Raw genomic sequence first — 17197 nt, 5'->3', positions numbered from 1 at the left:
CATCGTGGACGGGGCGGGGAGGCACAGCGACGCGGCCCGTGTTCTGAACTTGACCGCAGCAACGGGATGCGGGACGCCTCGCGGCAGAGTGCGGTCGGTCCGGCCCGGTGAGGAACGGTCCAATGGCCGGGCATGGAACCGGAGGTTGGATGGCGCGCCTTTCCGCAGTGCCCTTGAGCGCCATCGTCCTCGGCGTGGCCGGCCTGATCCCTTTTCTCGGCTTCGCCGCCCTCGCCCTGTCGGGCAGCGACGGCGGCCTGGGGAATATCGGCCTGTCGCCGCGCACCATCCTCTCGGCCTACGGTGCGGTGATCGCCTCTTTCCTCGGTGGCATCCGCTGGGGCGCCGCCGCCGCCCGCGAAGGCGGCAACGGCGACTATTTCATCGCCATCGTCCCCTCCCTCGTGGCATGGGCGGCCATGGCGGCCCCCGCACCCTGGGACCTGCGCATTCTCGGCGTGCTCGTCCTGGCCTGGGGCTTGGTGGATCAGGATCTCACCCGGCGGGGCCTCGCCCCGGTCTGGCTCGGCCGTCTGCGCCTCGTCCTGTCGGGCGTTGCCGGCGCCTCGCTGCTCGTCGCGGCCTGAGAGCGCGAGCCTAGCGCAGCGACAGCCCACCTGAAGGCGGCCCCACCCTCTTACCTCCTCCTTCGAGGCCGCCGCTTCGCGACGGCACCTCAGGATGAGGGAAGAAGGGAGGCGCGCAGAACAACTCGGTCAGTTGCGACTTTAGCGCGGTTTCGGTTGGATCTGGACGACCTTCTCAACGGTCATTGCGAGCGCAGCGAAGCAATCCAGGGACGCGCCACGTTCGGAATCGGCCCGCCGGCCCTGGATTGCTTCGCTGCGCTCGCAATGACGAAGAGGGTGTGGTCGCCGGTGGAGAACCGTCTTCACCGCTGCAAGACTGTGTCAGCGCCGGTCGGGGGCCTGGGTGAGCGCGCGCAGCAGTGCGACGATGGCGGCGCGCTGATCGGGGGCCGTCAGGCGCCGGAACAGCAGATCGACCTCGGCACGCTCCTCCCGATCGGGACCGTCATCGGCGGAGCAAATGGCGGACCGGAAGGCGGCCGGCGGCACGTCCAATACCGCCGCGATCCGCGTCAGCTGCTTCTGGGTTTCGCGTGGATCGACCGTAGCCATCGCTCACCCCCAAATCCGGCAGGACGCCTGAAGTGCGCCGGCTCCGTGCTGCTAGGCTCAAGCCTATCCCAGGGCGGTACCGCAGTCACCTAAGGTTGTATATTGCCGGCCCCGCCAGGGACGAAATGTCCATCACAAGAGCAATCATTGCCGTTGATGCAATCAAGACGCGAATAGGGCGGCGGACGCCTCGCATCCGCCGCCCCGTGTCTCTCGCAGTGCCGTCCGTTCAGGCGGACATCGCCGTCTTGAGGTTCTGATCCACCTTGTCGAGGAAGCCGGTGGTGGAGAGCCACTTCTGGTCCGGGCCGACGAGGAGGGCGAGGTCCTTGGTCATGTGACCGGCCTCGACCGTGTCGACGCAGACCTTCTCCAGCGTGGCCGAGAACTTCGCCAGCTCGTCGTTCCCGTCGAGCTTGGCGCGGTGAGACAGGCCGCGGGTCCAGGCGAAGATCGAGGCGATCGAGTTGGTCGAGGTTTCGCGGCCCTTCTGGTGCTCGCGGAAGTGGCGGGTGACGGTGCCGTGCGCGGCCTCGGCCTCGACGGTGTTGCCATCCGGGGTCATCAGCACGGAGGTCATCAGGCCCAGCGAACCGAAGCCCTGAGCGGCCGTGTCGGACTGCACGTCGCCGTCGTAGTTCTTACAGGCCCACACGTAGCCGCCCGACCACTTGAGGCACGAGGCCACCATGTCGTCGATGAGGCGGTGCTCGTAGGTGATGCCGAGCGCCTTGAACTTGGCCTCGAACTCCTCCTCGTAGACCTTCTGGAACAGGTCCTTGAACCGGCCGTCATAGGCCTTCAGGATGGTGTTCTTGGTCGACAGGTAGACCGGGTACTTGCGCGCGAGACCGTAGTTCATCGAGGCGCGGGCGAAGTCGATGATCGACTGGTCGAGGTTGTACATCGACATGGCGACGCCGGCCTCGGGGAACTTGAACACTTCCTTTTCGATGACCGTGCCGTCGTCACCCTCGAACTTGATGGTCAGGCGGCCCTTGCCGGGCACCTTGAAATCCGTGGCGCGGTACTGGTCGCCATAGGCGTGGCGGCCGATCACGAAGGGCTGGGTCCAGCCGGGGACGAGGCGCGGCACGTTCTTGCAGATGATCGGCTCGCGGAAAATCACGCCGCCGAGGATGTTGCGGATCGTGCCGTTGGGCGAGCGCCACATCTCCTTGAGGTTGAATTCCTTAACGCGGGCCTCGTCCGGCGTGATGGTGGCGCACTTCACGCCGACGCCGTGGCGCTTGATTGCTTCGGCGGCATCGACCGTCACCTTGTCGCCCGTCGCGTCGCGGTGCTCGACGCCGAGGTCGTAATACTCGAGATCCACATCGAGGTAGGGGTGGATCAGCTTGTTCTTGATCTCGGCCCAGATGATCCGGGTCATCTCGTCGCCGTCGAGCTCGACGACGGGGTTCGCTACCTTGATCTTCGCCATGGGCCGGGTGCCTTTTCGTGCGCTGCCTCGGGGCGCACGGCATGCAAGGGCCGTGCGGTCGCGCCCGGCGACATAGCAAGGGGCTCCCCTTAGCGGAAGGCTCGGGCTGTCAACCGGCCGGTGTCGTAACACCCCTCGACGGGCCGCCGGACCCGTGCCAGAGGGCGGCATGACTCGCAAAGCCGATGAGAAGGACCTCGAAATTCCGCCGGGCACGGCGCCGGCCGTGATCCTCGTGGAGCCGCAGCTTGCCGAGAATATCGGCATGACCGCCCGCGCCATGGCCAATTTCGGCCTCTCGGAACTGCGCCTCGTCAACCCAAAGAACGGCTGGCCGAAGAAGGGCGTGCGCGAGGCGGCTTCCGGCGCGACCCATGTCCTCGACCGGGCAGCGATCTTCGCCACCGTCGAGGAGGCCGTCGCGGACCTGCATTACGTGCTGGCCACCACCGCCCGCGAGCGCGGGCAGATGAAGCGCGTCTACTCGCCGGACGAGGGCATGGCCGAAGTCGCCGGCCGCACCGGGCAGCGTTGCGGCATCCTGTTCGGGCGGGAGCGCGTCGGGCTCTCGAACGATGAGGTGTCGCTCGCCGACGCCATCGTCACCTTCCCGGTCTCGCCGGATTTCCCTTCGCTCAATCTCGCCCAGGCGGTGCTGCTCGTCGGCTACGAGTGGCGGCGGGCGAGCGCCCGGGCGGTGCTGCCCTTCGCGGGCGAAATGCACTCGCCCCCCGCCACGCGGGAGGCCATGCTCGCGCTCTTCGCGAATCTGGAAGCCGCGCTCGATGCGGCCGGGTTCTACCCTCCGGAGAAGCGCGGCGGCATCGTGCGCAACATGCGCGACAGGCTGCACCGCATGGCAATGACGGAACAGGACATCCGCACCTTCCAGGGGGCGCTGCGCTCGCTCACCCGTTCGCGGAAGAACTGATCTCCTCCAGGTCCGGTGGCTTGCCGCCGCCGAAGCAGCGGCCGACCGCCTCCCAGAAAGCAGCCTGCTCCTCGTCGGTGCAGCGCCCGACGCGGTTCGCGACCAAGGCGAGGCCTGCCTTCGCATCCTCGCTGTCGGCGACTTCGGCCTCGGTCGGCGCGGTGACTCGCTCTTGTTGCATGGCGTTCCTCCGTGATGGACAACGCCGCGAAGCGTGGGCGCTGTTCCGTCCGCCGCCGCAATCGGGCATGGAGGCGCTGCCGGGGGCCTCGACCCGCCGGGCGACCCTGAGGAACCCGTGCGGCTCGACGTCGACAATCTCGCCTGCCGCCGCTCCGGGCGCCGGATTTTCTCCGGCCTCACCTTCTCCCTCGGGGAGGGCGGGGCGTTGGCTGTGACCGGACGCAACGGGGCGGGCAAATCGAGCCTTCTGGCGATCCTCTCCGGCCGGCTGCGGGCGGACGCAGGGACGATTTCGGTCTCCGGCGTCGGCGAGGCGACGCTGCCGGAATGCCTGCACGTGGTCGGCCACCGGGATGGGCTGAAATCCGCCCTCACGGCCGGCGAGAACCTGACCTTCGCCCGCGACCTTCTCGGCGCGCCGCGCCTGATGCCGGCCGAGGCGCTGGACCGACTCGGCCTGGGCCACGCCCTCGCTCTGCCCGTCGCTTATCTCTCGGCCGGGCAGCGGCGGCGGGTGGCGCTGGCGCGTCTCCTCGTCTGCGCCCGTCCGCTCTGGCTGCTCGACGAACCCACCGCCGCCCTCGACGTCGCCTCGCAGGAGGTGCTGGCCGCGCTGATGGCCGAACACCGCGCGGCGGGCGGCCTCGTCATCGCCGCGACCCATCAAGCACTCGGCCTTCACGACGCGATGGAATTGCGCATCGACCGCGCCGCGCCGGAGGAAGCGGCCACCCCCGCCGGGGCGGATGCGGAGGAATGGCTATGATCCGCGCCGGCCTCGCACTCCTCGCCCGTGACCTGCGTCTCGCTGCCCGCGTCGGCGGATCGGGCACGCTGTCGCTGGTCTTCTTCCTGATGATCGTGGCGCTGGTGCCCTTCGCACTCGGCCCCGACCTCAACCTGCTCTCCCGGATCGGGCCGGCGATCCTGTGGCTTTCGGCGGTGCTCGCCACGCTCATCGGCCTCGACCGGCTGTTCCAGGCCGACGAGGAGGACGGCTCCCTCGACCTGATGACCGGCGCGCCCGTGCCACTGGAGGGAATCGTGCTGGCGAAGGTGCTGGCCCATTGGCTGACCACCGGCCTGCCCCTGGCGCTGGCGAGCCCGCTCTTCGGCCTTCTCGTCGCGCTCGACGGCACCGCCATGGCCTCCACCGCCCTGACCCTGGCCGTGGGCACGCCGGCCCTCAGCTTCATCGGCGCGGTGGGCGCGGCGCTGACGGCCTCGATCCGAAGGGGCGGGCTGATTCTCGCGGTGCTGGTGTTGCCGCTGATGATCCCGACGCTGATCTTCGGTGTTTCGGCTGCGCAGGCCGCGACGGGCGGGACGGTGCCGTTCCTGGTGCCGCTGGCGGTGCTGACGGGGTTGACCCTCATCGCCGCCGTCGTCGGCACGGTGGCGGCGGCGGCGGCGCTGAGATGGCCGGAGTGAATTGACGGAGAGCCACCCGCTGACTATAGGAGGCGCTTCGTTGAGAGGTCGCGCTTTTCGCGTGCGCTGCGTCTCGGCCATCGCCTGACAACTGATGCGTTGACCGATCCCCGGCCGTGCCGGCCCGTCGGCATCGCCCGACGAGAAACACGAGGACTTACATGGCCAATACCGCTTCGGCCAGGAAAATGACCCGCAAGATCGCCAAGCGCACGGCGATCAACAAATCCCGCCGCTCCCGCATGCGCACCTACGTGCGCAAGGTCGAGGAGGCCATCGCCGCTGGGAACCAGCAGGATGCGCTGGCCGCCCTTCAGAGCGCCGAGCCCGAGATCATGCGCGCTGCCCAGAAGGGCATCGTCCATAAGAACAACGCCTCCCGGAAGGTGTCGCGCCTCGCCGCGCGGGTGAAGGCTCTCGCGGCCTGATCGCCACGCCCCCACCGACCTGACGGTTTCGAGAAAGCCCGGCCTTCGCGCCGGGCTTTTTCTTTGTCTGCGTGCCGGCCCGTCGCCAGCTCACTAAGCATTAACCCTGCGCCAAATTTTGCTGCGTTGCGGAGTCCACCGGCCCCGTGTAGCTTAACAGAACGTTTCCGCGTCCAAGCAAAACGCGCTGATTCTGGGCATCCGGGCGAATCGTGTGACTCTGCAAGACTCTAGCTCTTGCCCAAATGCGGCTCCGGAACACTTGCCGTTGGGAATTGGCGCCATCCCCATAAGTCCCACTGTTAAGGGAACCGCAGGTCTTTGTTGATAGGCTCTTCAAATCGGCAAAAGTTCCTCGTGTCTGGGTTGACTCGACATATGGAATCAGTCTCGCGCGGTAGTTGCGAGACGCTGCCAGCGTGAAGCGTGCGTAGGCGTTGCGGACGAACTTCGTCGGCGACGTCGGGAGAGCCAGTTATGCGTGTCGACGGAACGGTGGCGAACGGCGACGAAGAGGGGCGCACCCAGGATGGTGGCGCGCCGGAAAACAGCACCCCGGATTACGCCGCGGCGTGGTCGCGCGTGAAGCGCCGCCTGCGCGCCGAACTGGGTGAGGACGTGTTCGCGAGCTGGTTCGCCCGCCTCGAACTCGAGGGCGTCGTCGGCGGTGCCGGCCGCCTTACGGTGCCGACGCGCTTCCTCAAGAGCTGGATCGAATCTCATTATATCGACCGCGTGCTCGGCACCTTCCGCGCCGAGGCGCCGGATGTCGACCGGATCGAGATCGGCGTGCGTGGCACGGCCGCTCCCGCCCGTCCCGTCGCGCCGGCGATGAACACGCCGAAGCCGGCCCCGACCAGCGGCCCGCTCGCCCGTCTGCACGCCACCGGCACCCCCGCCGCCGTCGCCGCCGTGGCGCCCGCGCCGGAGTCGCGCGGCCCGTCGACCGCGACCGCCGCCGATGCGAGCAACGACTTCAATGGCACGCCGCTCGATGCCCGGCTGACCTTCGCGAGCTTCGTGGTGGGGCGCTCGAATGCCCTGGCCCACGCCGCCGCCGAGCGCATCGCCCGGCATCAGGGGGAGGGCGCCCTGTACAACCCCCTGTATCTCCATGCCGGCGTCGGCCTCGGCAAGACGCACCTGCTGCACGGCATCGGCCACGCCGCCCGCGAGGGCGGGCGCCGGGTGATCTACCTGACGGCCGACCGCTTCATGTACGGCTTCGTCAACGCCCTGAAGACGCAATCCGCGCTCGCCTACAAGGAGCGCCTGCGCGGGATCGACCTGCTCATCCTCGATGACGTGCAGTTCATCCAGGGCAAGTCGATCCAGGCCGAATTCGGCCACACGATCAACGCGCTCATCGATGCCGGCCGTCAGGTCGTCGTCGCGTCGGACCGTCCGCCGACGGAACTCGAGGCGCTGGAGGAGCGGGTGCGCTCCCGCCTCGCCGGTGGCCTCGTGGTGGAGATCGGCTCGCTGGACGAACAGCTGCGCGTCTCGATCCTCTCGGCGCGCTTGGCCGCGGTGCGGACCTCGCATCCGGGCTTCGATGTCTCACCGCAGGTGGTGAACTACGTCGCCCGCGCGATCACCGCCAACGGCCGTGACCTCGAGGGCGCCGTGAACCGGCTCCTGGCCCACGCCACGCTGAGCGGCACGGCGGTGACGGTGGAGACCGCCGAAACCGCGATCCGCGACCTCGTGAAGAACCGCGAGCCGAAGCGGATCAAGATCGAGGACATCCAGAAGCTGGTGGCGAGCCGCTACAACGTCTCGCGCTCGGACATCCTGTCGGAGCGGCGGACGGCGGCGGTGGTGAAGCCCCGCCAGATCGCCATGTACCTCTCTAAGGTGCTGACCCTTCGCTCGCTGCCCGAGATCGGCCGCCGCTTCGGCGGGCGCGATCACACGACGGTGCTGCACGCCGTGCGCAAGATCGAGAAGCAGATCGGTGAGGATACGGTGCTCGGCGATGAGGTCGAGCTGCTGAAGCGGATGCTTCAGGACTGAGGCGGGCTGAGCAGGGCGCGCAGGCTGTCCGGCAGACGGACGGCCCTGCCGTCCCGCACGCAGGCCACCGTGACTTCGGCGGCGACGAGGATGTCTTCGCCGCGCCGTACGTCCTGGGCGAGGGTCATCGAGGCCCCGCGCAGCTCGCGCGTGACCGTGCGAACGATGAGCTGGTCGTCCATGTAGGCCGGCTTGAGAAAATCGATCTTCATCCGCCGGACGACGAAGACGAGGCCCTTCGCCTCGCGGTGCAGGTCGGATTGATCACCCGCCAAGCCGCGCAGAAGCTCGGTCCGTCCGCGCTCCATGAAGCGCAGGTAGCTCGCGTGATAGACGAAGCCGGAGAAATCCGTGTCCTCGTAATAGACGCGCACCGGCAGCGCGTGTCCCGCTTCGTCCATGGTTCTCTCGGGTTCGCGTGATCGTGCCGCTGGCACGGCGCGCGTGTATACCCGTTTCCGATGCCGCTTGAATGCAGCGAAGGCCGCCCCCGGTTGGGGACGGCCTTCGCGCGTTTCGAGACGTTGCGGTTCGACTTAGCCGCCGTAGCGCATGGCCAGCGTCGAGGACTCGGCGTGCTCCTCGGCGATGTAGGGAAGCGCCTCGTTGGCGAACTGCCGGCCCTGGGCATTCTCGCCGGCCTTCGCATAGGTGTCGTACAGCGCGAGCGTCTGAGCGTCCGAACGGGCCTGCTGGGCAATGTAGGTCCGGTCGAAGGCACGGCCGTTCGGGGACTGCTGCAACTGCGCGAGACGGGCCTGGCCACGCTCACCGAGGGCGACGCGGCGGCCGGGCTCGGTCGGGCTGTTGTCCACGAGGCCGACGGCGCCGAGCGTCCCACCGACGATCGAGGTGCCGATGTTGGCGGCGATCGTCACCGGGGCGAGGATCAGGCCCGCCGGGTTGGACAAGTCGGTGCGGATGCCCTGGTTGTCGGACACGACCGTGCCGCCACGGCTCAGCGAGGTGCCGGGCGGCAGCAGCGCATCGGTGGTGGCTTTGCGCTCGACGAGCACGCGGTTCGCGTAGGACCGGACGCGCGGGTTGCGCGAACGCTCGAGGGCCATGCGGCTCGCCTCGATGCTGGTCGCGTCGGAGCGCAGTGCCTCGGCACGGAAGGTCGGGGTCGAGGTCGGCGCGGTCTCGGTCATGTTCGGGAAGATGCGGACCGGGAGGGCATCCTGGGCGAGGGCCGGCGTCGCGATGGCGGCGACCGAGAAGCCGAGGGCGGCGAGCGTGGTCTTCTTCATGGGTGAGGAAAATCCCTCTCTTGCTGGTGGGTTGTGAGGCGCTGGGCAAAGTGCCCCGCAGCCTGGCGTGACATCCCGCATTCGAGATCAGTCGGGCGCTCAACCGGGGCCAGACGCGGCTGTTCCATCGCTATTGCCTCGCAAACACGTGATATCCTGCGAGCACGGCAAGCACGGGATTACGCAGACGTAGCCGTTAGACTGGCAGAAACTCGCCATTCTACAGCGACTTGCTGCCGCAACGAGCTACGTAGCTTCGCCAAAGGCCAAGCTTATCTTCTGCAATTGGCTATGTCGCTGTGGTGAACCTGACTGTACGCGAATGCATAGCGCGGCCCGCTCACGGCGGCCTGTCTCACCAACGCAAAGTCGATTGCGCCCGAAGCGACCGCCCGGAAACGGCGTCAGGCATCCTCGCCGTTCGGAAACAGGCCGAACTGGCTCGCCGGATCGCGACGGGGTTCGGCAAAGCCCATGTGGCGAAAAGCGTGCGGGGTGAGGACGCGACCGCGTGGCGTGCGCTGCACGAAGCCCTTCTGAATCAGGAACGGCTCCACGATGTCCTCGATGGCGTCGCGCGGCTCGGAGAGCGCGGCACCGATCGTCTCGATCCCCACCGGTCCGCCGCCGAACGAGGTCGCGATGAGGGTCAGGTATTTCCGGTCCATCACGTCGAGCCCGGCGGCGTCCACGTCCAGCAGTTGCAGTGCCCTGTCGGCGATGGCCCGCGTCACCGTCTCGGCCTCGGCCACGATGGCGAAGTCCCGCACCCGGCGCAGGAGGCGCCCGGCGATGCGTGGCGTGCCACGCGCACGCTTGGCGATCTCGTTGGCGCCCTCCGGCGACATGCCGAGCCCAAGGACCCGCGCGCCGCGTGTGACGATCTTCTCCAGCTCGTCGATCTCATAGAATTCGAGCCGGATCGGGATGCCGAAGCGGTCGCGCAGCGGCGTCGTCAGCAAACCGGCGCGGGTCGTCGCCCCGACGAGGGTGAATTTCGGAAGCTCGATCTTCACCGAGCGGGCGGCGGGACCTTCGCCGATGATGAGGTCGAGCTGATAATCCTCCATCGCCGGATAGAGGATTTCCTCCACCGCCGGGTTCAGCCGGTGGATCTCGTCGATGAAGAGCACGTCGCGCTCGTCGAGGTTCGTCAATTGCGCGGCGAGGTCGCCGGCCTTGGCGATGACGGGCCCGGAGGTGGAGCGGAAGTTCACCCCGAGTTCGCGTGCCACGATCTGCGCCAGGGTGGTCTTGCCCAGCCCTGGAGGCCCGACGAACAGGACGTGGTCGAGGGCTTGGCCCGTCTTGCGCGCGGCCTCGATGAAGATCTGCATGTTCGCCCGAGCCGCCCGCTGCCCGATGAATTCGGACAGGTTGAGCGGACGGATCGTCTGGTCCGCATCCTCCCCGCGCTTCTCGGACGAGAGCAGCGGGTTCGTCGGGGGTTTGGGCTTGGTCATGAACCTTTCGGCGCCTGCGCGTCCGGGAGTGCCCCTCCTACCGTGCACAGTGGGGGAAGTCTAAGCGAACGGACGTATGGCCTCTGGCGCGAATCGTCGTGAAGCTGCAACCTTAGCAATGCACACCATCCGGCCGGCGGGCGCTTACCGTGTGCGGCCCGCGCCGGAACTCTGCACCTGTCCAGGACCATCATGTTGCGATCGCTACTCCTCGGGGTCGTCTGCCTCGGCTGTGGGCTGGCCTCGGCGCAGGCCCGCACGACCCGCTCGGCATCGGCGGAGCAGCCGGCCGCGCAAACCGAGCCCGCCGTCCGTCCGGTTTCGGCGATGGTCAGCGAGGGTCAGCCGGTCTGCACGCATACGAGGCGGCGCCTGTGGCTCGAAGGCGAGGGATGGGTGGTCCGCAAGATCGCGAACTGCCGGTAGGCGGGGTTAACGGGCGTTTACGCAGTCCGCGCGGCTGGCGCGGCTCTGGCGCCCGGAACGACATCTTCGGTGACCCGTTCCCGGTTCGAGACCGGCCGATACCGGAGCCCGTAGATGCGTTCGCGTACACTGACCCTTCTCGCCGTCATGGCGACCTTGCCCATTGCGCTGCCTGCCGCAGCCGAAGGCTATCATCCGCACGGCTATTACGGACGCGGCGTCCCGCGCGTCGCCTATGGCAGGGGCTTCGCCGAGCCCTTCGTGGCGGGCGAGTATATCGGGGCGCCCTTCACCACCGTTCCGAGCCCGAACCGGATCGTCCCGGCGCCCTGGAGCTACGGCACCTACGGCGTGCCCACCGCCTCCGGGATCGCGGCCCCGCCGACCGGCGCTCCGACGCTCACCGTGATCCACGCCCCCGGCTCGCGGAAAGGCGCCCGCCGGGACGTGGATGCAGGCGATGTCCAGGTGGTGAACGTCAGCGTTCCCCGGCGCTGATCGTCTCGAACCATCCGGCATAGGGCGTGTTGCGCGCCATGTGCCGGTTGAAGTCGGGCGCGCCGTCCGTCCACCAGACCGGCCCGCGTTCGCCCAGAGCGACCTTCGCGACATCGACAGCCGCACGAGCGGCCTTCATGGCCGCCGCATCGCCGGTTCGTTTGGCATGTCCCACCGCGCGGCGCGCATTCATCAGGTCCGAAACGAGGGCATCCCGGCGGGCTTCCGGCAGCGACGGATTGGCGCACCGCCAGAGTCTGCCGCGGACGACGAAGTAGCGCCCGTCCGGTGTGACGGGGGCGGGCGGCTTGCGCGTTCGCGCGGGGTTAAGCTTTTTTCGTTCACGGTGTCCGGTAGGTGACCCGGGACCGCCATGCAGATCGTCGTCGTCGATTCGAGCCACGTCGTCCTGCGGGTGATCGGCTCGTTGCTCGAAGCGCGCGGGCATACCGTTCACGAATTCACCGAATCGGACGCCGCCCTGGCCTTCCTGACGGAGATGCCGGAAGTGCGGGTGCTCATCACCAGCCTCGAAGTCCGGCCCATGAACGGGCTCGAACTGTGCTGGGCGGTGCGGCTTCTCGCCGAGGAGAGGCGGCCCCTGCACATCATCACGATGTCCTCCGCGAACTCGGTCCACAACCTCGCCGAGGCGCTGGACAGCGGCGCCGACGACTTCATCGAGAAGCCGCCGCGCGCCGAGGAGTTGCATGCCCGGCTGCGTGCCGCCGAGCGGATGGCGAAACTTCAGGAGGAGCTGATCCGCCTCGCCGAGACGGATGGGCTCACCGGCCTCCTCAATCGGCGCACCTTCCGCGAGCGGATCGACCACGTGATGGCGCGGGGCCTCCCCGCGAAGCCGCCGTCCCTGATCGTGGTCGATATCGACCACTTCAAGCGCATCAACGACCTGCATGGCCACGATATCGGCGATCAGGCGATCCGCGCGGTGGCGGGGCTGCTCCAGGAGGCCGGCATTGTCGGGCGGCTCGGCGGCGAGGAGTTCGGCATCTTCCTGCCCGAGCGCGATCTGGAATCGGCCCAGTTCCACGCCGAGGGGCTGCGGGTCCGGGTGAGAGCCCTGCGCATCCCCTGCGGCGATGACACGATCGGTCTCACCTGCAGTTTCGGCGTCTCGACCTGGGCCGAGACCGACACCGTGGCCGCGCTTATCAAGCGGGCGGATGTCGCGCTGTACGAGGCCAAGGCCGCCGGGCGCAACCGCGTAATGACCGAGACGCGCCAAAGCAGACTTGGCCTCCCGTCTCGCCCCGCCGTCTCGTAACGGCGCGCGGAAATCATTACAATTTTATGCAATCTCTTTTTCGAACAGTCGGCGGGACGAGTCGGCTGAAAACTGCCCCTGGATGTGCGCAGTAATCCTTAATTCGCGCGGTTTCGGGGTGGAACGGTTCTTGGAGCTACTTCGGATGACTTGGCCGGAATGTCCCGGCTAGGGAATACGGGGTGCGATAACCATGACCACGCCGATCGGCGTCCTCATCTTGGATGAACCTGAGGATCTGAGCGCCACGGTGCGCGCCAGCCTCGAACACATGCCGGAATTCTCGACCATCGGGGAGGAAGACCTCGCCCATGACGGCGGGCCGGCCGTCGCCCTCGTGTTCCTCGATGAGGCCCGCCTCGCCGATGGCGTCGCGCGGATCAGCGGCCTGAAGGAGCGTCAGCCGAGCCTGCGCGTGCTCGTGTCGTTCAAGGCGCTCACCGCCGACGACCTGCGCGCCGTGCTCGCGGTCGGCGCGGATGCCTTCGTGGCGCGCTCCAAGTCGCCGCGCGATCTCGGGGCCGCCATCCTCGCGCTGGCGGAAGGGGCCGATTGCCTCGTGCGGATGGAGCCGGTTCCGGCGGCCGAGGTGATGGACGGGCAGGGCCTGACGCCCCGCGAGGCGGAGGTGCTGCGCTTCCTCAGCGCGGGCTTCAGCAACAAGGAAGTGGCCCGCCGCCTCGCGCTGAGCGTGCGCACCGTGGAGACGCATCGCCTCAACCTCCGGCGCAAGACACAGACCGGCCGGCTGAAGGACCTCGTTTCCCTCGCGCGCCAGCTCGGGCTTTCGCCCGTGGTCGATGCCGAGCCCGTCCGCCGTAACGGCGAGCCGCGCCAGGGCTCGCAGGAGGATCACTCCTCCCGCCACTGACACGCGTTCAGGCGGCCTTGGCCGCCGAACGCCGTTTCTGCTTGCTCTTGAGCTCCTTGCGGACCCGGGCGAGCCGCGATTGCAGCAGGCCGAGCACGGCCGCTTCCTCCGCGCGCAGCTTGCCGGGATCCTCGGTGAGTTCGGACTGGACCGCGCCGCTCATCTGATCGAGCAGCGCCCCTTCGAGGTAGCAATCCAGCACCTCGGGATGAATGTAGCACTTCCGGCAGATCGTCGGGGTGTTGCCGAGGCGCTGGGCGACGTCCTCGATGGCCTGGCGCACGTTGCGCTTGGCGCCGGCCTCGCTGTCGAACGCCTCGAAGGCGCGCAGAGCGAGGGCGGCCAGCACCGTGCCGGCCCAAGTGCGGAAATCCTTCGCGGTGTAATCCTCCCCGGTGATCTCGCGGAGATAGGCGTTCACGTCGGACGAGGTGACGTCGCGCTGGACGCCGTCCTCATCGATGTACTGGAACAGGTCCTGGCCGGACAGGTCCTGGCAGGCCTTCACGATGCGCGCGACGCGCTTGTCCTTCAACGAGACGTTCCATTCCTTGCCGCTCTTGCCCTTGAAGCGGAAGCTCAGTTCCGCGCCCGCGATCTTCACGTGCGGATCGCGCAGGGTCGTCAGCCCGTAGCTGCGGTTGGTGCGGGCGTAATCGTCGTTGCCGACGCGGATCAGCGTCGTCTCCAAAAGGTGGACGACGGTCGCCAGCACCTTCTCGCGCGGCAGGCCCCGGCGCCGCATGTCGGCGTCGATCCGCTCACGGACCTTGGGGAGGGCGTGGGCGAAGCTCATGATGCGCGAGAACTTGTCGGCCTCGCGCGCCTGGCGGAAATCCGGGTGGTAGCGGTACTGCTTGCGGCCCTTGGCGTCGCGGCCGGTGGCCTGGATATGGCCGTTGCGGCGTGGGCAGATCCACACGTCGACATAGGCCGGCGGGATGGCGAGCTTCTTGATGCGCTCCAGGGTCGCCTCGTCGCGCACGGGCGATCCCTTGGGGTCGCGGTAGCTGAAACCCTTGCCGCTGCGGCGGCGGGTGAGGCCGGGGCGGCTGTCGTCCATGTAGACGAGCCCGGCTTCCTCGGCGGCGTGTTTCAGGTCGCCGCCGCGCTCGGCCAATTCCACCGCGGCCATGGTGAAAACCCTCCCGCACCGGTCTGGACCGCCGGCTTCCGACAACCTCGATGCCGAACCCGCGTTCCGGGGTGCGACTTCCGTTTCCAGCCCAGGCGGTGCAGGACCGGGCGATGAAGAGCACCGACTCGCCGCGCCGCCTCGTCTTCATCGCCACCGAGGATTGGTTCTTCGCCTCCCACTTCCTGCCGATGGCGCGGGCGGCGGTGGCGATGGGCCTCGATGTCGCCGTGGTGGCGCGGGTGCGCGACCATGCCGACCTCATCGCCGCGACGGGCGCCCGCGTCGTGCCGTTCGAGGCCGAGCGGTCGAGCCTCAACCCGATGGCGGCCGGCTATGCGGCGGGGCAACTCGCCGCGATCCTGAAGGCGCTGAAGCCCGACATCGTTCATTGCATCGCCCTGCGCGGGATTCTCGTCGGCGGCACGGCGGCGGCGATGGCGGGAGTGTCGGCGCGGGTCTTCGCCGTGACCGGCCTCGGGCTGATCGGCGCCCGCCAGGATCGGGTCGGCCGCACCGGGCGCCTTGCCCTGCGGGCGCTCATCCGAGGCCCGCTCGCGTCCCGCTGCACGCGGTTCCTGTTCGAGAACCCGGACGACGCCCTGGCGCTCGGCCTCGATCCCTCGGACCGAACGGTGACGGTGGTGGGCGGGGCCGGAATCGACCCCGTCCACTACACGCCGAACCCGCTGCCGCCATTGCCGCCGCTGCGGGTCGCCGTGGTGGCGCGGATGCTCTGGTCGAAGGGCATCGATGTCGCCGTCGCGGCCGTCCGCCTCGCGAGGCAGGGCGGAGCGCCGGTGGAACTGTCGCTGTACGGCGCCCCCGATTCCGGCAACCGCCGGGCGATCCCGGAAGCGACGCTTCGGGCCTGGAACGGCGAGGGAATCACGTGGCACGGTGCGACGCGCGACGTGGCATCCGTCTGGGCCGCGCATCACGTGGCCTGCCTGCCCTCGCGCGGGGGCGAGGGCCTGCCGCGCAGCCTGCTCGAAGCCGCCGCCTCCGGGCGGGCCTGCCTCACCACCGACGTGCCGGGTTGCCGTACCCTGGTGCGGGACGGGATCGAAGGGCTGATCGTGCCCCCCGGCGACGCACCGGCCCTGGCGGCGGCCCTGACGCGCCTTGCCTCCGATCCGGCGCTGGTCTCCCGCATGGGCGAGGCCGCGCGTGCGCGGATCGAGGCCGGGGGCTTCACGGAAGCGGCGGTGACGGACGCGACCTGCCGGCTGTGGCGTGACCTTCTGGACGAGTGACCATGCGCCCACCCGACGATCCCGAAGGCTTCATCCGGGCCAATACCCGCCTGCTGCCGGTGCCTCACGCGCCGGAGATCACCCTCTACGTCGCCGACGAGGCGACCGAGCTGTGGCAGCGGACGGAGGACGAGCTTCAGGAGATCGGCCTGCCGCCGCCGTTCTGGGCCTTCGCCTGGGCAGGCGGGCAGGCGCTCGCCCGCTACATTCTGGACAACCCCGCCCTCGTGGCGGGCAAGCGCGTTGTGGACTTCGCCTCGGGCTCCGGCCTCTGCGCGATCGCGGCCTGCCTGGCCGGCGCGAGCCACGTGATCGCGAGCGATCTCGATGCCTTCGCGGTGCAAGCGATCCGCCTCAACGCGGCACGCAACGGTGTCTCCGAACGGATCGAGCCGACACAGGCCGACCTGATCGGTGACGCGTTCGACGCCGACCTCATCCTCGCGGCGGACGTGTTCTACGAGCAAGACCTCGCGGCGCGCGTCACGGAGTGGCTCAGCGGTCAGCAGGGCGAGGGGCGCGGCGTGCTGATCGGCGATCCCGGCCGCACCTATCTGCCGAAGGACAGGCTGACCTGCCTTGCCACCTATACGGTGCCCGTGATGCGCAGCCTCGAGGATGCCGAAGTGAAACGCAGCCACGTCTGGCGACTGAACGGCTGAGCGCTGACGCTTCGCAACGGGTGGCGCGCGCACTACTTGTAGAGGCTGCGGCCCGAACCTTGCGCCAACGGCCTCACCTGACCCAAAGGTGTATCATCGTGACACTCACGCCGCGTCATCCCCGCGTCGTCGCCTTCGCCGCCAGCGCCAAGCGCCCGGCGCGGTCACGCTTTCTCGTCGAAGCCGTGGCGGCCGAACTCTTCCGCCTGCGCCGCATCGACCTGCGCGTGTACGATCTCCTCGATGCCGGCCCCGGCCTCGGCGCGACCCTCCGCGCCGACCTGACCCTGCCGGCCGCCCGCATGGTGGACGCCATCGAATCGGCTGACGCGCTGATTCTAGGGACGCCGGTCTACCAGGGTGGCTATGCCGGCCTGTTCAAGCACGTCTTCGATTTCGTCGATCCGGCGAAGCTCGCGGGAAAGCCGGTCGTGCTCACCGCGACCGGAGGGGGCCTGCGCCATTCGCTGGTGGTCGAGCATGCGATGCGGCCGCTCTTCGGCTTCTTCGCCGCCCATGTGGCGCCGACCTCGGTCTATGCCGGTCCCGATTGCATCACTAACGAGGCCGTGACCGATCCGGCCATCGCCAAGCGCATCGCGATGGCGGCGAGCGAACTCTCGGCGCTCATCGACGTCGCCCGCGCGACGGAGGCTGCGACAACAGCGCGACACACGTTCGAAACCTCCGCAGGTTAGCAACGCTCGACACGCCGCCCCCGCCGGTGCCAACCTTCGGCCGCCGTCGCGTCGCGGCGCGAGCACTTCCGGAGGGCG

20 protein-coding genes and 1 pseudogene are annotated in these 17197 nt (G+C 68.6%); 13 read left to right on the top strand and 8 right to left on the bottom strand.

Annotated elements, in window-relative coordinates:
• The first annotated feature begins 149 nt into the window (after positions 1-149).
• Complete coding sequence (locus ACS5Q7_RS04195) at positions 150-587, top strand: DUF3429 domain-containing protein (protein ID WP_478338171.1); 438 nt, start codon at positions 150-152, stop codon at positions 585-587.
• A gap of 324 nt (positions 588-911) precedes the next feature.
• Here the strand turns inward: ACS5Q7_RS04195 and ACS5Q7_RS04190 are convergent, their stop codons facing one another.
• Both ACS5Q7_RS04190 and ACS5Q7_RS04185 read right to left on the bottom strand, forming a co-directional pair.
• Positions 912-1142 carry a hypothetical protein gene (locus ACS5Q7_RS04190; protein ID WP_478338170.1) on the bottom strand — a complete coding sequence of 77 codons (231 nt, stop codon included), beginning with the start codon at positions 1140-1142 and terminating at the stop codon, positions 912-914.
• A 229-nt stretch (positions 1143-1371) separates the two neighbouring features.
• Positions 1372-2586 carry an NADP-dependent isocitrate dehydrogenase gene (locus ACS5Q7_RS04185; RefSeq protein ID WP_478338169.1) on the bottom strand — a complete coding sequence of 405 codons (1215 nt, stop codon included), beginning with the start codon at positions 2584-2586 and terminating at the stop codon, positions 1372-1374.
• A 169-nt stretch (positions 2587-2755) separates the two neighbouring features.
• Here ACS5Q7_RS04185 and ACS5Q7_RS04180 point away from each other — a divergent pair, with 169 nt between their 5' ends.
• Complete coding sequence (locus ACS5Q7_RS04180) at positions 2756-3517, top strand: RNA methyltransferase (RefSeq protein ID WP_478338168.1); 762 nt, start codon at positions 2756-2758, stop codon at positions 3515-3517.
• On the opposite strand, the gene ACS5Q7_RS04175 is transcribed toward ACS5Q7_RS04180, so the two are convergent.
• A complete protein-coding gene (locus ACS5Q7_RS04175; RefSeq protein ID WP_478338167.1) occupies positions 3495-3698 on the bottom strand; it encodes a hypothetical protein in 204 nt (67 codons plus the stop codon). The genes ACS5Q7_RS04180 and ACS5Q7_RS04175 overlap by 23 nt on opposite strands.
• 117 nt (positions 3699-3815) lie before the next feature.
• Here ACS5Q7_RS04175 and ccmA point away from each other — a divergent pair, with 117 nt between their 5' ends.
• The 4 genes from ccmA to dnaA all read left to right on the top strand — a co-directional run bounded on the left by ccmA (position 3816) and on the right by dnaA (position 7575).
• The gene (ccmA, locus tag ACS5Q7_RS04170; RefSeq protein ID WP_478338166.1) at positions 3816-4466 is read left to right on the top strand and encodes a heme ABC exporter ATP-binding protein CcmA; all 651 of its coding nucleotides are present in this window, start codon (positions 3816-3818) and stop codon (positions 4464-4466) included.
• Positions 4463-5131 (top strand): heme exporter protein CcmB, encoded by a 669-nt coding sequence (gene ccmB, locus ACS5Q7_RS04165; protein WP_478338550.1) that lies wholly within the window; start codon positions 4463-4465, stop codon positions 5129-5131. Before ccmA ends, ccmB begins: the two co-directional genes overlap by 4 nt.
• Positions 5132-5292: 161 nt before the next feature.
• A complete protein-coding gene (gene rpsT, locus ACS5Q7_RS04160; RefSeq protein ID WP_478338165.1) occupies positions 5293-5559 on the top strand; it encodes a 30S ribosomal protein S20 in 267 nt (88 codons plus the stop codon).
• Between the two features lie 477 nt (positions 5560-6036).
• Positions 6037-7575: a chromosomal replication initiator protein DnaA gene (gene dnaA, locus ACS5Q7_RS04155; protein WP_478338164.1), complete on the top strand. Its 1539-nt coding sequence runs from the start codon at positions 6037-6039 to the stop codon at positions 7573-7575.
• Here dnaA and ybgC read toward each other — a convergent pair.
• The 3 genes from ybgC to ruvB form a co-directional block, all read right to left on the bottom strand.
• Positions 7566-7976: a tol-pal system-associated acyl-CoA thioesterase gene (gene ybgC, locus ACS5Q7_RS04150; RefSeq protein WP_478338163.1), complete on the bottom strand. Its 411-nt coding sequence runs from the start codon at positions 7974-7976 to the stop codon at positions 7566-7568. The two genes, dnaA and ybgC, sit on opposite strands and share 10 nt — an antisense overlap.
• 135 nt (positions 7977-8111) lie before the next feature.
• On the bottom strand, positions 8112-8825 hold the full coding sequence (locus ACS5Q7_RS04145) for a DUF4142 domain-containing protein (protein ID WP_478338162.1): 714 nt from the start codon (positions 8823-8825) through the stop codon (positions 8112-8114).
• 404 nt (positions 8826-9229) lie between these two features.
• Positions 9230-10288: a Holliday junction branch migration DNA helicase RuvB gene (gene ruvB / locus ACS5Q7_RS04140; RefSeq protein WP_478338161.1), complete on the bottom strand. Its 1059-nt coding sequence runs from the start codon at positions 10286-10288 to the stop codon at positions 9230-9232.
• Between the two features lie 192 nt (positions 10289-10480).
• Between ruvB and ACS5Q7_RS04135 the strand changes: the two genes are divergently transcribed.
• Both ACS5Q7_RS04135 and ACS5Q7_RS04130 read left to right on the top strand, forming a co-directional pair.
• Positions 10481-10714, top strand: coding sequence for a hypothetical protein (locus tag ACS5Q7_RS04135; protein ID WP_478338160.1), 234 nt, complete (start codon positions 10481-10483; stop codon positions 10712-10714).
• A gap of 114 nt (positions 10715-10828) precedes the next feature.
• Complete coding sequence (locus tag ACS5Q7_RS04130) at positions 10829-11212, top strand: hypothetical protein (RefSeq protein ID WP_478338159.1); 384 nt, start codon at positions 10829-10831, stop codon at positions 11210-11212.
• Here ACS5Q7_RS04130 and ACS5Q7_RS04125 read toward each other — a convergent pair.
• Positions 11193-11504: pseudogene (locus ACS5Q7_RS04125) on the bottom strand (hypothetical protein); the annotation flags it as partial. The gene ACS5Q7_RS04130 and the pseudogene ACS5Q7_RS04125 sit on opposite strands and share 20 nt — an antisense overlap.
• Before the next feature lie 81 nt (positions 11505-11585).
• Between ACS5Q7_RS04125 and ACS5Q7_RS04120 the strand changes: the two are divergent.
• Together ACS5Q7_RS04120 and ACS5Q7_RS04115 are read left to right on the top strand one after the other, a co-directional pair.
• On the top strand, positions 11586-12497 hold the full coding sequence (locus ACS5Q7_RS04120; protein ID WP_478338158.1) for a GGDEF domain-containing protein: 912 nt from the start codon (positions 11586-11588) through the stop codon (positions 12495-12497).
• 193 nt (positions 12498-12690) lie between these two features.
• On the top strand, positions 12691-13368 hold the full coding sequence (locus ACS5Q7_RS04115; RefSeq protein ID WP_478338157.1) for a LuxR C-terminal-related transcriptional regulator: 678 nt from the start codon (positions 12691-12693) through the stop codon (positions 13366-13368).
• A gap of 7 nt (positions 13369-13375) precedes the next feature.
• Here the strand turns inward: ACS5Q7_RS04115 and ACS5Q7_RS04110 are convergent, their stop codons facing one another.
• Positions 13376-14503 carry a DNA topoisomerase IB gene (locus ACS5Q7_RS04110; protein WP_478338156.1) on the bottom strand — a complete coding sequence of 376 codons (1128 nt, stop codon included), beginning with the start codon at positions 14501-14503 and terminating at the stop codon, positions 13376-13378.
• A 113-nt stretch (positions 14504-14616) separates the two neighbouring features.
• Here ACS5Q7_RS04110 and ACS5Q7_RS04105 point away from each other — a divergent pair, with 113 nt between their 5' ends.
• The 3 genes from ACS5Q7_RS04105 (at position 14617) to ACS5Q7_RS04095 (ending at position 17119) form a co-directional block, all read left to right on the top strand.
• Positions 14617-15759, top strand: coding sequence for a glycosyltransferase family 4 protein (locus tag ACS5Q7_RS04105; protein ID WP_478338155.1), 1143 nt, complete (start codon positions 14617-14619; stop codon positions 15757-15759).
• Between the two features lie 2 nt (positions 15760-15761).
• Positions 15762-16421, top strand: coding sequence for a class I SAM-dependent methyltransferase (locus tag ACS5Q7_RS04100; RefSeq protein ID WP_478338154.1), 660 nt, complete (start codon positions 15762-15764; stop codon positions 16419-16421).
• Positions 16422-16519: 98 nt separating this feature from the next.
• Complete coding sequence (locus ACS5Q7_RS04095; protein ID WP_478338153.1) at positions 16520-17119, top strand: NAD(P)H-dependent oxidoreductase; 600 nt, start codon at positions 16520-16522, stop codon at positions 17117-17119.
• The last annotated feature ends 78 nt before the right edge of the window (positions 17120-17197 follow it).

This window comes from Methylobacterium sp. Gmos3 (assembly GCF_056430985.1).
The sequence above is the reverse complement of the archived record's forward strand: the minus strand, read 5'-3'. Positions and strand labels throughout refer to the sequence as shown.

Bases quoted from the DNA above. Each gene is read 5' to 3' on its own strand.
- ACS5Q7_RS04195 (WP_478338171.1), top strand. From the start codon at position 150: ATGGCGCGCCTTTCCGCAGTGCCCTTGAGCGCCATCGTCCTCGGCGTG.
- ACS5Q7_RS04190 (WP_478338170.1), bottom strand. From the start codon at position 1,142: ATGGCTACGGTCGATCCACGCGAAACCCAGAAGCAGCTGACGCGGATC.
- ACS5Q7_RS04185 (WP_478338169.1), bottom strand. From the start codon at position 2,586: ATGGCGAAGATCAAGGTAGCGAACCCCGTCGTCGAGCTCGACGGCGAC.
- ACS5Q7_RS04180 (WP_478338168.1), top strand. From the start codon at position 2,756: ATGACTCGCAAAGCCGATGAGAAGGACCTCGAAATTCCGCCGGGCACG.
- ACS5Q7_RS04175 (WP_478338167.1), bottom strand. From the start codon at position 3,698: ATGCAACAAGAGCGAGTCACCGCGCCGACCGAGGCCGAAGTCGCCGAC.
- ccmB (WP_478338550.1), top strand. From the start codon at position 4,463: ATGATCCGCGCCGGCCTCGCACTCCTCGCCCGTGACCTGCGTCTCGCT.
- rpsT (WP_478338165.1), top strand. From the start codon at position 5,293: ATGGCCAATACCGCTTCGGCCAGGAAAATGACCCGCAAGATCGCCAAG.
- dnaA (WP_478338164.1), top strand. From the start codon at position 6,037: ATGCGTGTCGACGGAACGGTGGCGAACGGCGACGAAGAGGGGCGCACC.
- ybgC (WP_478338163.1), bottom strand. From the start codon at position 7,976: ATGGACGAAGCGGGACACGCGCTGCCGGTGCGCGTCTATTACGAGGAC.
- ACS5Q7_RS04145 (WP_478338162.1), bottom strand. From the start codon at position 8,825: ATGAAGAAGACCACGCTCGCCGCCCTCGGCTTCTCGGTCGCCGCCATC.
- ruvB (WP_478338161.1), bottom strand. From the start codon at position 10,288: ATGACCAAGCCCAAACCCCCGACGAACCCGCTGCTCTCGTCCGAGAAG.
- ACS5Q7_RS04135 (WP_478338160.1), top strand. From the start codon at position 10,481: ATGTTGCGATCGCTACTCCTCGGGGTCGTCTGCCTCGGCTGTGGGCTG.
- ACS5Q7_RS04130 (WP_478338159.1), top strand. From the start codon at position 10,829: ATGCGTTCGCGTACACTGACCCTTCTCGCCGTCATGGCGACCTTGCCC.
- ACS5Q7_RS04120 (WP_478338158.1), top strand. From the start codon at position 11,586: ATGCAGATCGTCGTCGTCGATTCGAGCCACGTCGTCCTGCGGGTGATC.
- ACS5Q7_RS04115 (WP_478338157.1), top strand. From the start codon at position 12,691: ATGACCACGCCGATCGGCGTCCTCATCTTGGATGAACCTGAGGATCTG.
- ACS5Q7_RS04110 (WP_478338156.1), bottom strand. From the start codon at position 14,503: ATGGCCGCGGTGGAATTGGCCGAGCGCGGCGGCGACCTGAAACACGCC.
- ACS5Q7_RS04105 (WP_478338155.1), top strand. From the start codon at position 14,617: ATGAAGAGCACCGACTCGCCGCGCCGCCTCGTCTTCATCGCCACCGAG.
- ACS5Q7_RS04100 (WP_478338154.1), top strand. From the start codon at position 15,762: ATGCGCCCACCCGACGATCCCGAAGGCTTCATCCGGGCCAATACCCGC.